Annotated in this window: 11 protein-coding genes and 1 pseudogene; 7 read left to right on the top strand and 5 right to left on the bottom strand. The window is 61.2% G+C overall.

The window, feature by feature from the left end:
• Positions 1-47: 47 nt before the first annotated feature.
• Positions 48-473 (bottom strand): hypothetical protein, encoded by a 426-nt coding sequence (locus B9A95_RS07715; protein ID WP_084046348.1) that lies wholly within the window; start codon positions 471-473, stop codon positions 48-50.
• 247 nt (positions 474-720) lie between these two features.
• Here B9A95_RS07715 and B9A95_RS07710 point away from each other — a divergent pair, with 247 nt between their 5' ends.
• The 3 genes from B9A95_RS07710 to B9A95_RS07700 all read left to right on the top strand — a co-directional run bounded on the left by B9A95_RS07710 (position 721) and on the right by B9A95_RS07700 (position 2,693).
• Positions 721-1,344 (top strand): peroxiredoxin, encoded by a 624-nt coding sequence (locus tag B9A95_RS07710; protein ID WP_342744572.1) that lies wholly within the window; start codon positions 721-723, stop codon positions 1,342-1,344.
• A gap of 548 nt (positions 1,345-1,892) precedes the next feature.
• Entirely contained in the window at positions 1,893-2,159 is a 267-nt protein-coding gene (locus B9A95_RS07705) for a hypothetical protein (protein WP_139806578.1), read from the top strand.
• A 177-nt stretch (positions 2,160-2,336) separates the two neighbouring features.
• The gene (locus tag B9A95_RS07700; protein ID WP_342744571.1) at positions 2,337-2,693 is read left to right on the top strand and encodes a hypothetical protein; all 357 of its coding nucleotides are present in this window, start codon (positions 2,337-2,339) and stop codon (positions 2,691-2,693) included.
• Between the two features lie 68 nt (positions 2,694-2,761).
• Here B9A95_RS07700 and B9A95_RS07695 read toward each other — a convergent pair whose 3' ends face one another.
• Both B9A95_RS07695 and B9A95_RS07690 read right to left on the bottom strand, forming a co-directional pair.
• The gene (locus tag B9A95_RS07695; RefSeq protein ID WP_212648271.1) at positions 2,762-3,277 is read right to left on the bottom strand and encodes a heme-degrading domain-containing protein; all 516 of its coding nucleotides are present in this window, start codon (positions 3,275-3,277) and stop codon (positions 2,762-2,764) included.
• Positions 3,278-3,557: 280 nt separating this feature from the next.
• Positions 3,558-3,929: a hypothetical protein gene (locus B9A95_RS07690; RefSeq protein ID WP_084046344.1), complete on the bottom strand. Its 372-nt coding sequence runs from the start codon at positions 3,927-3,929 to the stop codon at positions 3,558-3,560.
• A gap of 647 nt (positions 3,930-4,576) precedes the next feature.
• Between B9A95_RS07690 and B9A95_RS07685 the strand changes: the two genes are divergently transcribed.
• Complete coding sequence (locus B9A95_RS07685; RefSeq protein WP_084046343.1) at positions 4,577-6,046, top strand: hypothetical protein; 1,470 nt, start codon at positions 4,577-4,579, stop codon at positions 6,044-6,046.
• Positions 6,047-6,687: 641 nt separating this feature from the next.
• Here the strand turns inward: B9A95_RS07685 and B9A95_RS07680 are convergent.
• Complete coding sequence (locus tag B9A95_RS07680) at positions 6,688-8,331, bottom strand: hypothetical protein (RefSeq protein ID WP_084046342.1); 1,644 nt, start codon at positions 8,329-8,331, stop codon at positions 6,688-6,690.
• 553 nt (positions 8,332-8,884) lie between these two features.
• Here B9A95_RS07680 and B9A95_RS07675 point away from each other — a divergent pair.
• Positions 8,885-9,151 carry a hypothetical protein gene (locus B9A95_RS07675; RefSeq protein WP_084046341.1) on the top strand — a complete coding sequence of 89 codons (267 nt, stop codon included), beginning with the start codon at positions 8,885-8,887 and terminating at the stop codon, positions 9,149-9,151.
• A 55-nt stretch (positions 9,152-9,206) separates the two neighbouring features.
• Positions 9,207-10,363: pseudogene (locus B9A95_RS07665) on the top strand (IS3 family transposase).
• A gap of 468 nt (positions 10,364-10,831) precedes the next feature.
• On the opposite strand, the gene B9A95_RS07660 reads toward B9A95_RS07665, so the two are convergent.
• Positions 10,832-11,200: a hypothetical protein gene (locus B9A95_RS07660; RefSeq protein WP_084046338.1), complete on the bottom strand. Its 369-nt coding sequence runs from the start codon at positions 11,198-11,200 to the stop codon at positions 10,832-10,834.
• Between the two features lie 481 nt (positions 11,201-11,681).
• On the opposite strand from B9A95_RS07660, the gene B9A95_RS07655 reads away from it, so the two are divergent.
• Positions 11,682-13,535, top strand: a complete 1,854-nt coding sequence (locus B9A95_RS07655) for a VWA domain-containing protein (protein WP_084046337.1) — start codon at positions 11,682-11,684, stop codon at positions 13,533-13,535.
• Positions 13,536-14,024: the final 489 nt, after the last annotated feature.

Below are 14,024 nucleotides of genomic sequence, written 5' to 3'. Positions count from 1 at the left end.
CGTTGCCGAAAGTGTTTTCCCGTTGCCACGCTGGGCCGCTGCCCGAGTCACTGCTTCTTGGCTGGCGTAACGTACCCTATGCGCTTGAAGGTCAACCATCCCGTCTTTGAGAACAGTACCAGGAGCCTGGTGTCTCCACTGATGATGTACCGGCCCGTTGCGTTGAGCCCCTCATGCAGGGGACCAGGGGCCGCGTAGAGACAGCGCACAGTTGGAGCGGGAGGGACAGGCGCAACGCGGACGGTGGCTCGGGCAAGATCTGCGGTGATGCGGCCCTCGTAGGACCCGCAACCCACTTTTCCACCGATGCGGTCTCCCACAATCACCATCGTCGCGCCTAAAAAAGGCGAAGTGGCCCGGGAGGCTGGCGCGAAGTGGGTCAGCTCCCAGATGCCGTTCAAAGGGGCCGGCACAGTTGCCTGGGCGGTGGAAAGCGCCGCTAGGAGGGGCAGGGCCAGAAAGAAGGAACGCATGCCCCAGCATGGTTGGCCCAGATGACGCCCTTCTGATACCCATGTCCAATACCTCATCCCTCGCCCTGAAACTTCACCCCCGCCTTCCGGGGGGTGGCCGCCGTGGCACAGACGGGGCACTGCGCTGGGACTTTTCGACCTCCCCAGCAGTAAATGGGACCTGCACCTTCAGTTCGCCGACAACCAAAACATGCACTGCCCGTGAATATGCTGTTTGCATCCCCTCAAATTCCAAGGGGCAGAATGCATGAGGAGGCCCAGCATGGCCCCCAACGCAACTCCAGCGCTCCAGACAGGTGAACCTGCACCAGACTTCACAGCTCTTGACGAAAACGGCCGCCCAGTGACCCTGTCAAGTTACCGGGGACGCTGGGTGGTTCTCTTCTTCTTTCCCCGTGCGTCGACCAGTCACTGTCAAATGCAGGCCAGGCGTTTTCAGGCTTTGTACCCGGAGTTTCACCTGGCTCACGCTGCGATTGCTGGCGTCAGCGTCGATCCACGCCACAGTCAGGAGCGTTTTCGGAGCGCCTGTCAACTCAGCTTTCCTCTCGTTGCTGACGCGGACCAGGCGGTGAGCAGCGCCTATGGCGTTCTCGGCGAACCCATGCCCGAAGAAGACCTTCCCGTGACGCGCAGAGAGACGTTCCTCATTTCGCCGGAAGGCCATATCGCGTACCGCTGGGAAGGAGTAGTCCCGAACGTCCATGCCGACGAGGTGCTGGACCAACTCCGGGAAATGCAGGGGATGCCTCTTCTCCCCCGGCAAAGGCACAGGGAGAAGGAACGGCAGCCCTCGTCTTGCCTGAGGAACGGATGTGGTTTTACAGCCTGGTGCGTGGAGCGGTCCAAGAGGAAAAGAGCCTACCGGTGAACCTCCGCTTCCTCGAAGAGGGAAAGTGGTACATGCAGTTCGAGAATGGCTCCACCTACCGCATTCAACAGTCTGGTGGGCGGCTCCAGAGAGAACGCATCAGATACGGAACCAAAGTGATTCCTATATGTTGCTAGATCTATGATGAGGATTTAGATCATGTCTGGTGGGACTTAAATGGATATGACTCTCATAACCGTATGAGTGAGAATCATTATTATTCCGTATGACACGATCTTAACGACGGGCCCACGCTTCTCGGCGGGAGCCTTTCTTTTGCCCGCGGTGGTCCTGGCAGAGGTGCCCCACTCCACGGTAAAGCCCGCACGGGCGCTGGGACTGGATCTGTTCCTACATCCTTTGTCCCGGAACACACAAGGGTTTTTACGTCGTTTTGACGTCCCCAGGTAGCTTGAAGCCATGAAACGAACCGCTGTGGTGGCCGCCGCCCTCCTCTTCTGGCCTGCCCCTGGAAGCCAGGTTCTATGGCGGGCGGTGCGCTGCCGTTACCGAATGGCTACACGCCCAAGTGCGGCGACTGGTACACCATGTCTAAGAAGGGCCTGACATCATCACTCGGCACAGGGCAGGAGATGGGCTGGTATGAGATGTACACGGTCAAGCCCAGGGCCGTTAATCTCGACCGACTGGTACAGCAGCTTACCCAGCACGGCTACACGTTCGTGATGAAGTTGGACTACGGTGAGACGCAGGGGCGACGGCTAAAAAACAAAGCTGGAAGAATGCTCGATATATCTGTCCGGAAGATGGAGAACAACGAGGTCTACGTCATCCTGCGCTTGATCCAGTTCTAGCGTTGGTGGAGATTAAGGACGTTCCTTGTGAAAGGGATAAAAGATTGAACATCTTGCCTTCTTGACTAATCATCCTCTATGTCTTTCTCTGTGCCTTATTCCAAGTTAAGCGGGTAGATTCAGAAGCTTTCTACCCCTCGGCAGAGCGGTACCTTTGTCAAGCGGTTCCGGGATGCTGTGCGTGAGGGCGGGTTCGACGCCATTGATCTTCCCGAGCGGTTCACGCTTTCCAAGAAACTCAAGCGGCGCGGCAGTGATGAGACGTACGAGAAGGACATGATGTTTGAGACGTCCTCCAAGTTTGGCAAGTGGTTCGTGGGTGTGAATAAGGAATTGGCCGCTACCCCCACTCGTGGCTCTGGGAAGCCCAAGCTGACGTTGGAGAACCTCGAAGAGGGCGTGATTGACTTCAAGGCCCTGGCCGAAGAGGCGCGCCGGAAGTTGCGGAGCAGTTACGAGAAGAGCCAGAACTTCGGTAACTCGCGCAAGACTGCGGCAGCGAAGCCCAAGGACAAGCGCGCTGCAAAGAAGTAAGACACATGTACAGCGGTAACCCCCGATTTTTGGGCGGGGGTTACCGCCGTGATGCAATCGGTACGGCATTACTCTTCCTGAGCACCAAATCCCCGTGTGAGTGCCGCGAGATCCATTCCCAGTGTCTCACACAGGACTTGCACCACCATCAAGTGGTCTTCTTCCTCAGGCAACCCCGAAACCGTAATACTGCCGATGACGCCAGAGTCCCGTAACCGGATGGGAAAAGAACCGCCATTTTCAATGTAGTCCTTCTTGGACAAGCCGAACTCCTGTTCTAGCGTGGTGCCACGCCGCCGCAGACCTACGCCTACGCCATACGAACTGGTGTGGAAGCGCGCCACCGTGTTGCGTTTGCGACGAATCCACTCGGCGTGGTCGGGCGTTGAGTTGGGTAAAGCCGCGTAGAACAGGGGGTGCGAGAACAGGCGGATGTCAATCACAACTGGCTTGTCTTTCGTTCGTGCCAGTTCCACCAGACGGGTGCCAATCTGCCAGGCGGTATCGGCGTCGAAGCGGTCGAAGACGAGGTGCTGTTCCTGCGTTGCGAGGCTACTTGACAATGACGGAGAGGGAGAGGTCACGCTGCACTGTAACCACCTCCCGGAGGCAACTGGTGGGGAGCGTATAGCCTTCAGCAGGACAGCGCTTTCTGACTGCACAGTCTCTCGGAGGTCCTTCGCGCAGCCAACTGGCCAGCACGTGGAGCCGGCGGAGGTGCTGGAGGTGATTGGCGCGCCGTTTCTCTCTCCCCCAGAAACTTCACCTCCGCCTTATGGGTGGGGAACTTTTGCGGGCGGTGATTGCTCCCCAACGGCACCCCCCCCACGCTTCTGGGGACCCGCTATTGATTTGGACTTCGACTCAAAAAATGTTTGGGCCCCAGGACGTATAGGCGTACCACCCTCCACCGACAAGCAGCAGCAGCAAGAACCGAAGGTAGACGCTCTGCCGGGCCTTCTGGCGTTCGAGGGGTGAGGGTGGACCCGACGATGGGGGAACTCGCGCCGGTCTTCCCAAACGCCCCAACCGGAACATTCCCCAAATGAGCAGTCCAGCGGTGAAGAGGCCAATCAGGGCCACCGTACGAACTTGTTGGTCGTTCTCGGAGCCTGCCAGGCCCCACACGGTGATGTAAAAGACGACATTGACCGAGAACAGCAGGAGGGCGATCCCACCTGCCTTCAACCCCAGGGTGAGGCAGCCTGTTCTCTGGGGTGGTGAGGGCTCAGACATAGCTCAACGTACTTTCTAAAAAGACAAGCAGGAAGCCCCCTGGTAGGGGTGAGCCTTCAGAACACTTCACCCGCCATGAAGGAATGATGGGGCGGTGGTGTGCGCACAACGCAAGCGTCTCCGTTCCAGATGTCCCCCTGGCAATATCCTGATCCCATGCCGCGCGAGAAGACCCCGGGCCTGAACTGCACTGGGAAGGTGCAGTTCAGGCCCGGGGGACATAGCCAGGTTGGCCAGGCGCTTCGAGCAGGCCAGACTGCTGTACAACGCCCTCCTCCAGGAGAGCCGCATTTGAAGGCTCATGCGCTCTACCTCTGCGCCATGGAGGCCAAACGTGCCTGGCATGCAGAGGGCAGCCGGATGATCCGGGAACCGGGTCCCGAGGACACCTGGCCGAGCAAGCTGAAAGCCCAGAGACTCCGGGAACTGAAGGGGATCTCTGGGCAGTTCAACGAGGCCAGGCAGTCTTGCTCCTTCTCCCAGTGCGACCTGCAACCATCACGGACGCTTCTCGGACCTCCTCAACACCCATGTGGTCCAGAAGCTCGCCTCGCGTGAGGCCACGTTGACGCTCAAGCGGGGCTTGTCCCGCTTCAAGGCCTTCTCCCCGCCCCTCGGCTCGGTGGAAGGCGAGTTCGGCGGACCTGATGTTTCAGTCTGCGGAGGCGACGTTGCGGTGGAGCGGCCTCAAGCTCGGCCTGTTGTACGACGGGTCGGACGCCTACCATGTCCACGCCTTCCAGAGCCGCTGCAAGTACGTGAGGTTGCTCCGCAAGGTCATCAAGGGCAAGGTGCGGTACTTCGCTCAACTGGTGCTGGAAGGCTCTGCCTTCCAGAAGCGTCCTGGCAAGGTGGCCAACGGTTGCGTCGTCGGGTTGGATATCGGCCCTTCCAGCCTGGCGATCGTGGGAGATGACGCTGCGCTCCTGACCAGCTTCTGCGGACCCTTGAAGAAGGACGACCGGGAGATCCGGCGACTGTTCCGCAAACTCGATCGTCAACACTGGGCGAACATCTTGGGCAACTTCACGAGCGATGGACAGGTCAAGCGCGGCATCAAGCTGAGCTGGCGCTCCTCACGAGACTATGGGCGAACTCGGTTCAAGCTCTTGGAGATGCAGCGCCGTCTGGCCGAACACCGCAAGACCTTGCACGGCAAACCCACCAACGACCTCCTGGAGCTTGGCAGGGTCTTCCGAACCGAGAAGCTGAGCACGAAAGCCTGGCAGAAGGTCTTCGGGCGTTCTGCCGGCAGGAACGCCCCTGTGATGTTCTCCATGCTGCTTCAACGCAAGGCGGAGAGAGCCGGCGGCCAGGTGCAGTGGACCGGTTCCTGGGGGACGGCACTCTCCCGGCACTGCATCTGCGGGGCCAGGAAGAAGCCTCGCTCTCAACGGGTCCACACCTGTACTTGCGGGGTGGATGGGCTTCAGAGGGACCTGCGCTCGGCGTACCTGGCAAGACATACGGAGAGCGACACCGTGGGTTGGAGGGATGTCCAAGCATCCTCCGAGGGGGCGGAAGTGTGCCTGGGATCGGCCCACCAGCACCTCGGTGCTCTACAAGCTGCGCGTGGAAGACCACGGTCCTCCCACCCCTCACGGGATCAGGGCGGCTCGCTCAACCTGGAGGGCTCAACGCTCCGCCCGTCGACCAAGGCCCACATTGTGGGAGAGGGCAGATGGGCAGACGAAAACCCAAGCCTTGAAGCGTGGGGGGATCTCGGTCTGAGGTTCACCGTGGCTCCTTCAGGCGGGCAGGGCATGGTGATGGCTGGTGTGTGTCAGCCCGAACAGGCCGCATTCTTCGGGGTCTTCTGTGGGCAGGCGTCCGCGGTCGAGGACCGCTTCGAGGTGGCCGGGTTGTTGCGTCCACGTCAAGCCGAACGGCTGGCGCAGCCGGTCGACCAGTTCATATCCAGCGTTGTGCCGGGTGCCGCGCAGGGGCCGCCCGAACTCGCGCTCCGCGGCTTCGTGGTCGCCCAGACCGGCAATCGGGGTGGTGGGAATCATGTCCATTTCGGCACCCACGCCCAGTGGGTGAAGGGAAGGAGCGCCCGCCTTCCCGCCGTGGGGAGCGTCTTTTTCTCTGGGGCGAGTAGGACAATGGAGTTATGAGAAGCCCTCTGCTCAACATGCAACTGTTGTCTGGCGCGTCCGTTGTGGCTGCGCTGGCCTCCACGTTCCTTTAAGAATGCAAGGCACCTTCCGGCAGGGCAGACGGTGGCTGGAGACCATGAGGGTGACGCGGGTGGTACCTCGGTCCCGCCGAAGCCATGTGCGGCCGCAGCTGAGGCGCGAACCCGCTCATGCGGGGTCTGGTAACCGTGCACGCCGATGGGTACGGGCCGTCCGTCACGGTCTTCCTGAACATGAGGGCCCTGAAGCGTGGCCGGAATTCAGCGACGCTGCGTCCCTGAGTTGCGCGCGGGCCTTTCCTTGGATCTGTCGGCAGCCCGTGGACGCGGAGTACTGGTACACGGTGGAGATGCAGCCGGTGATGCTCGGGTTGCTGCTGTTGGCAGGGGAGACATTTATCGTCGTGGCCGCGCGCCTTGTCAGGCGCTGAACTTCTGAGGGCAAGGACAACCCCCCTTCGAGAAGGGGGGTGTTGGCCGTTCCAGGCGCGTTGGTGCAGGGCTCTCGGCACGTGCTTGGACGTTTTTTCGGTGGGGCAGCGCAAAGCTGCGCCTTGTCACGGGCGCGGCCTTGCGTTGGTGGAGGGCATTCCACGCGGGAATGCCGCCCTCGCCTCTGCGTTACTCCCAGTCGAAGTTGAGCTGCCCCTGGGTCACGCGTGAAGTTCCGGTGACGGTGGTGGTGCTGGACGCGCCGCCGTAGCGGTTGAGAACGCTGGCAAAGGCGTCCAGCACCGGCGCAGCCATCTCCTGCATTTCGGGGTCTTCGAGGACCGTTTCAGCTGGGTTACCGCGCAGCTGACCTTGGAGTTTTTCGAGCAGCCCCTCTCCGGTGAATTCCTCACTGGGTGCGGGGGACCAGGAGAAGGCGGCGTTGCCGGACGTGAGGTTGCTGCCGGTAAATTCCTCGTTGTCCGCAAGCGTCTCTTCTGCGTTCAGGGCTTTGTCCAGGGCGGCCTGGCTGAAGGCCGTGATGAGGTAACCGTCCTTGAAAGCGGTGTGCAGGGACACGTCGTCGAGCTGCTTGGGATCGAGCAGGGCAAGCAGGGGCGCGAGGGCGGCGTCTTCCTTCTTTTCGCCCATCTGGCTGGTCAGGGCGTGCAGTTCGGTGAAGCTGCTGCGTAGGGCGGCGTTGACGCTCTGGGTCAGGCGTTCCGCGTGGGCGCGGGCCGCCTCCTCGTCGGTGACGTTCTGGAAGGTGACGATGGAGGAGAGGCCGGCGAGGACGCCGGTGCGGGCCTGCCCGCCCGGCAGCGCGTCTGCGACGGTGATTTGGGCGCATTCGTCGCCGAGGTAGCGGCTCTGCGCTTCGAGTTCGGAGGCGAGCTGGGTGTCGCTGAGAAAGCCTGTCGGGTCGATGAGATCGATGCGGGTGAGCCAGCGTCCGAGGTACGCGCCGGTGCCGGAATCACAGGCATTAACGCTCACGCTGGTGGCGTCTGCGGGGAGGACGCGGGTGATCTCAAATTCCGGGCGGGTGTGGGTGAGCAGCGCTCGCAAAGCCGCGTCTTTCCCTGCGGGATTGACGGCGAGGACGCTGCTGGCCTGGAAGCCCGCTTCAGTGCTGCTCAGGCCGCCGCGCCACTGCCCCAGGGTATCCACCGCGTCAACGATGGGTGAAAACAGGCGCGGGAGGCCAATTTCCTGGGCGAGCGTCTGGCGGATGAGCTTCGCGCCCGCGGAGAAGTTCAGGTACGCGCTGAGTTCGGCCTTTCCAGCCTGCTGGGCGGGGGCGCTGTACGCGGCGCTCTCGCCGAGGCGGGGTCCGGCCTTGCCGCTGAGCTTGCCGAGGTAGTTCATCAGCAGGTTCTTGTCGCCGCTGATATACACCAGGTCGCCGGTCTGCCCGACGAAATCGCCACCGTCACGCGCAAAGCCGTACCGGCCGACGCGGGCAGTGGGCTCAGGGATGGACGCGAGGTCCTGGAAGTCCTCGTTGATGCCGCTGTCCACGCGCATGACCACCAGGTAGTCCAGGGCGTAAGGGCCCTTGCCGCTTCCGACCGTGAACAGCCCCAACGTGGCTTCGTTGAACAGGGAACCGTTGAGGTAGGGAAGCAAGTTCTGCGCCGTGTTGGTGAGCTTGTTCAGGGGCGCGGGCAGTGCGTCGAGGGTGTCTTCGAGGACGTTCAGAACGCGGGTGGCGGTGGTACCGAAGCCCTGGGTTTCGAGGGTGGCGACCGCACCGGCGGGCAGGTTGGCGCTGAGGCTGTTCGCTCCGGCAGTGGAAGTAAGCAGGGCACCGAGAATAAGCAGTTTCTTCACACCATTATCCTAGCTCGCAAGTGTTACATATGCACATTTAGAACAGTCGTCCGAATTCCGCTGCCCGTGGAGGGGCAGCCCTCACGGCGCCGTTCTCCCCCATGCGCCTTCCAGTTTGCTCGCCGGTCTTGGTCAAGAAGAAGTCCGCACCTGGACACCTGCGCGAACTGTACTTCGGGGAATATTCACAGGCCACCCACAAGCTGTCCGAGACGTGACCTGGCCTTGTCGGCCTGAGATCTCAGGAGCAAATGGTGCTGTGTTAAACCCCCGGATCTGGGTTTCACGATTGGCGCCGTGACCCCATTCCTCCGGCAGATCGAAGGGCAGCCACTTCTTCCCTTCTGCACGAGGATTTCCTGCAAGGCATGGTGAAGGAAAGCAGCTGCAAGCCTGGATCAAGCAGGAATTCGGCAAGGACGTTTAGCTGGGACGGACCTAAGAGTTCAGGCACGCCGCTTGGTTCTCGCCGCAAAAACCACGCCCCCGACACGTCAAGGGGGACGAGGAAGCCAAGGAGGCCTTCAGAGTCGGAGAGGAGAAGCTCCGCATCGTGGAGCTTCTCCTCTCCCGTGTCCCCCTGTGGGCGATGGACGAACATCGTCTGGGCTTGCAACCCATTCTCCGTACGGTGTGGGGACCAACAGGAAAGCCGCTGGTCTGTCCCGTCCACCCGCGCTACGAATGGCTCTATACCTACGCGTTCGCCAACCCGCAGAGCGGGGAAAGCCGGTTCTGGCTGGTGCTGGTCCTCCACAAAGAAGCGTACCAAGCCGTGATGTCCACCCTTGCCAACAGTGTGGGAGCGGGTGAGGACTGAAGTTGCTCCGGTTGAGTGGAGGGTGAGTTAGGGATGACCGACACTGGAGGTCATCATGCCCAAGGCCCGAGAAATCTATTCCACCGAATTCAAGCAGGAAGCTGTCAGGCTCGTCAAAACCACTGGAAAAAGTTGTGCTGAGGTTGCCCGTGACCTGGGTCTTCCGCCTCACGACGTCGTTCGCTGGCGGCAACTTCAAGAGAAGCAGGACCAGGCCGGCCGTCCCGCGTTCCCTGGGCGCGGCGTTGCCGCGCTCAGTGCTCAGGAAGCCCGCCTGAAAGCGCTCGAGCGAGAACTGGAAATCACGCGCCAAGAGCGGGACATCCTAAAAAAGGCGCTGGGCTTCTTCGCCAAACAGCCCTGATATTCCAGTTCATCGACACGTACCGACATGAGTTTCCAGTGGACCGGATGTGTCAGGTGTTGGATGTCAGCCGGAGTGGATATTACGCGTGGCGAGGAAGACCAGGAAGTGAACATACCCGGGAGGATGGTGTGCTGCAAGGGAAAATCAAGTTCTACTTCGAGCGAAGTCGGGATACCTATGGCACGCCCCGCCTGAAAGTGGACCTGGCCGAGGAAGACGGGCTTCAGGTCAGCCGGCGCCGAATTGGCCGGCTGATGAATACAGCGAATCTCAAGGTTCGTTGCAAGCGAAAGTTCCGCACGGCGACGCAATCCAAGCATGAACAGCCGGTGGCCGAGAACATCTTGAACCGTGACTTTTCTGCGTCTGGGCCGAACCAGAAGTGGACGACTGACATCACGTATTTACCCTGTACCGATGGCTGGCTGTATCTGGCCACCGTCATGGATCTGTACTCGCGGAAGATCGTCGGCTGGGCGATGCACGACCGTTTGGAGACCGTGTTGGTCACGGAAGCGTTGCAGATGGCGCTGAGTCGCCGACAACCAAGCGCTGGTCTACTCCATCACTCGGATCGTGGAAGTCAATATGCCAGTGCCACCTACCGTCAGGCGTTGCAGCGCATGAGCAGGAAAGGAAATTGTTGGGATAACAGCGTCCAGGAAAGCTCCTTCGCCACTCTCAAGACTGAACTGGCACTGAGCAAGGCGCGAGTTCCTCGCGCCTCAACGAGGACAGAGGTCTTTGAATGGATTGAGGTGTTCTACAACCGGCTGCGCCGTCACTCATCACTCGGGTACCGCTCCCCGGTCGCTTTCGAGGAGCACATCCCCATCCCAAACTGACCCTCCGCCAAGGTGTTGCAATTTCAGACCATCATGTCCTCGTCGTTCAGGACAGCGGGAGATTTCATTTCCCTGCACGGCAGGGACATCCAAAAGGCGTGCAAACCCTGACCTTGCCGCCGTATGCCCCAGAGCTGCAACCCGCCGAACGTCTCCGGGCCTTGACCGATCACACCGTGATCAATCGCTGCTTTGACACCCTCCAAGACTTCACACAGACCCTCACCCAGCAGTGGGCTTGCTTAGCGACGCAACCCGGTCTTCTCACACAGCATACCCTCTTTCACTGGTGGCCTCTGCCCAGGAATTGATCGGAGTCCGTATAAGGTTTTTGTTCTTGTTGGCAGCGGAGCATTTTTGTGAACCGAGCCTGTGAACAAGCCGCACCGGACCGTACACACAAAAGCCTCAAAGAAGAGCGGGCGACCTTGCTGCTGCTCTCCCTTTACTCTGCCACTGCGTGTATCCCTACTGCTCTACGTACGGCTCGCTGAGGTGCAGCTGGCCGGATTGCTCCCGGATGAACCCCTGCAACGGCTGAGGCCTGGGCGTCCCTTTCACGTCGCGCAACCGAGTTAGCGTCTCGAACGAAACCTGTAAGGTCAACGTCGCGTGCGGCCCGATCTCTCCCGGCAACACGTGGTCACGTTGCACGAACTGGACCCAGGGCAAGGACGGATCAATCAGGGATGCGGGCTGCTCCCCCATCAGCACGCCCATGTCCACAATCCATACTGGGTGCGCAGAGAGATTGGTCGCCTTCACCTGAAGGCAGGACACGGTGTGGATGGCCGAGGTCGCCATCAAGGTCTTGCGGCAGATGATCTGAAAAACCATGTTCCACAAGGTAGAGGGGCGTGGAACTGTTCCTTTTGGGAGTTGAACGAACTTTTGGAAGTTGCTTAGCTGTCTTTTGTTTCACGGGTGAGAACGGCCCTCGGTGCTCGGGTGGCTCAGGCGTCATCTCTGGCTGCCATAAGCCCTCCTGGGCCGTTCCTGTGCGCCCCAGGTAGCGCGCAACACGGCGTTTTCTGCCCCCAACTTGCCACTGCCGGTTCGCTCCGTTGAGGGGAAGATCCCCCTGGTTTGCGGCTCCGCGTTGTTCTGGCTGTCCTTGCTCACAACCTTGGTACGCCCTAAACGGTGTTGGCGGGATTGGGCTGCAAAGCGTGCGGCTGGGCCGTAAACTGAGCCGCACGGGCAGAGCGCAAAACCTTTCGCGTCCTTGCGCCCATTCGAAACGCTAATCCAGGTTGGGGTGGCCGGCTGCCGGTCAACACGCTCGCTTCAGCCACCCCTTATCCCCGCAGGAGATTTCATGACGTCCATCACCACCGGGCAGCGTCTGCCGCTGTGCCAGCAAAACCAGGGGACGGTCCTTACCCTCACCGCGCACGTCGACCATGCGGACGTTGACATCAGCCTGTTCGCGCTGGACGCAGACCGCAAGATGAAAGACGACGCGTACCTCACGTTTTTCAACCAGCCTCTATCGCCTGGCAACGAAATCCGCATGACCCAGGAGGGCGGGAGCGTCACCTTCCAGGTGGACCTCGACCGCCTGCCCGACTGGATTGCGCGCCTGGTCCTCAGCGCCACCAGCGACTCACAGCCCATCGGGCGCATGACGCGGGGTGACGTGCACCTCAGCGTTCCAGGTCAGGGCGAGTTTACCCAGTCCCTGACGCCCGGCGGGCAGGAACTCGCCCTGATGCTCACCGAGATCTACCGCCACCAGGGCGCGTGGCGCGTCGCGGCTGTGGAGCAGGGCTTCAACGGCGGAATGGCGGCCCTCGTGCAGTACTTCGGCGGAGAAGTGGCCGGTGACGCGTCCCCAGGCGCGGCGGCTCCAGTACCCAGTCCAGCCCCCGCCGCGCCTTCGGCAAGCAAGATTGACCTGCGCAAACAGCAGGTGGCCACTGTCCTGAAAAATGCTGGAATCGAGCATGTCAAAGCGCGCGTTATGGTCGTCATGGACGCGTCGGGCAGCATGCGTCCGCTGTACGCGCGGGGGAGTGTGCAAGACACGCTGGAGCGCCTGATCCCCGTGGCTTTGCGGCTCGATGACAACAACAGCATGGAATTCTGGTTCTACGCCGACAGCTTTGCCCAGGTCGGAGACCTCGATGAGGACAGCGTTCATGGCGTCGTAGGCAACGAAATGCCGCAAAAGCGCGGTGTGACGCCCGCCGTACGGAATATTGGCGGCGGCAATAACGAACCGCCCGTCATGCACGACGTACTCCGCGTGCACCGCGCCGCGAGTCGGGAAGACCAGCAGGCGGGCGAGGCGGTTATGCCCACGCTGGTGCTGTTCATCACCGACGGCGGCATCGGTTCGGCCAGCAAGAAAATCGAGAAGATTATCAAGGAAAGCGCGCACGAAGCGCTGTTCTGGCAGTTTCTGGGCCTGGGCAAGTCCAACTACGGTATTCTCGCGCACCTCGATACCCTTCAGGGCCGCGTGATTGACAACTCCGGCTTCTTCACGGTGGACAACATCGACAGCGTTCCCGATGAGCAACTCTACAACCAGTTGCTGTCGGAGTTCGCCGAGTGGTGGAAGAAGTGGCAGACTCTGCCCGCCGCGGCGCGCCAGCCTGCTCCACCTGCACCCTCCGCGCAGCGCAAGGTCGTCCTGAAGAAAAACGCGTCCGTGGACATCCGCAAAGCCGCGCAAATTACCATCACGCTCAGTTGGACCGGGCAGGGCGACCTGGACCTGTACGCCTTGTATGTCCTTAAAGACGGGACTGTAGGTAAGGTGTACTACCGCGACAAAGGCAGCGCCCACACCGCGCCGTATATCACGCTTTCGGGCGACAGCCGCAAAGCTGGCAAGGAGACGGCCACGATCCACCAGCCGGACCGGCTGGCACACGTGGTATTTGCCGCATATAGCGCGGTCGAGAACGGCATAGGATCGTTTGCCAGTTACCAGCCGATCACCACCTTCACTGATGACCTCGGGCAGGAAGTCAGCACGCCCGTGCGCGGGCGTAACCACTTCTCGTTCTGGGTCGCCCTGTCCGCCATCGACCTGACCGGCGAGAAAGCGCGCATCAGCCATGTGGAGCGCTACTCCAGCTTCGGCACGGAACGCAGTCCCCTGCTTCACCCGAGCGGACGCCTCGAGATGAATAAGGGGCCGGTGGAATTCAAAACACGCTAGGGAAAAGAAGGCCAGCGCTTGTGAGGGCCTGCGCAAAACCGCCGGGTTGTTCCAACTTGGCGCGCTTCTTTGCCTCACCATGGTTCGCCAATTCCCGCCTTCCTCCTGGTTCAAGCGGTCAGCCGGAGTACTGCGCGCACAACCCGCAGAATCAGGGCGCTGGACGGGAAGTGGTGAGCGGAAGGAACGGGGGGAATATGTCGGCGCCCCGGGTGGCCCTCTCGTCCGCCCGCTGAAGGGCGGCTCTCGTCCGCTGGGTCAGGGTGGACGGGTTGAGCCCGCCTGGCTTTCAGAGTGCATTTCAGCGGGAACATTTCGCCAGAACCGACCGGCGGGAGTTCACCTCGGACAGCACGTTTGACCGGCTGCCGTATTGCCAGGGGTTTGCGTTGCCGCACGGCACCTCCCGCGGGAGGGGGGGAGGGGGCAGCAGCGGTGCTGGTCCAGAGCCGTCACCGGGGCCCGTTCGTCAAGCATCTTCCGGCCGCC

This window comes from Deinococcus hopiensis KR-140, from assembly GCF_900176165.1.
Taxonomy (GTDB): Bacteria; Deinococcota; Deinococci; order Deinococcales; family Deinococcaceae; genus Deinococcus; species Deinococcus hopiensis.
This window is presented reverse-complemented; position numbering and strand designations above follow the sequence as displayed.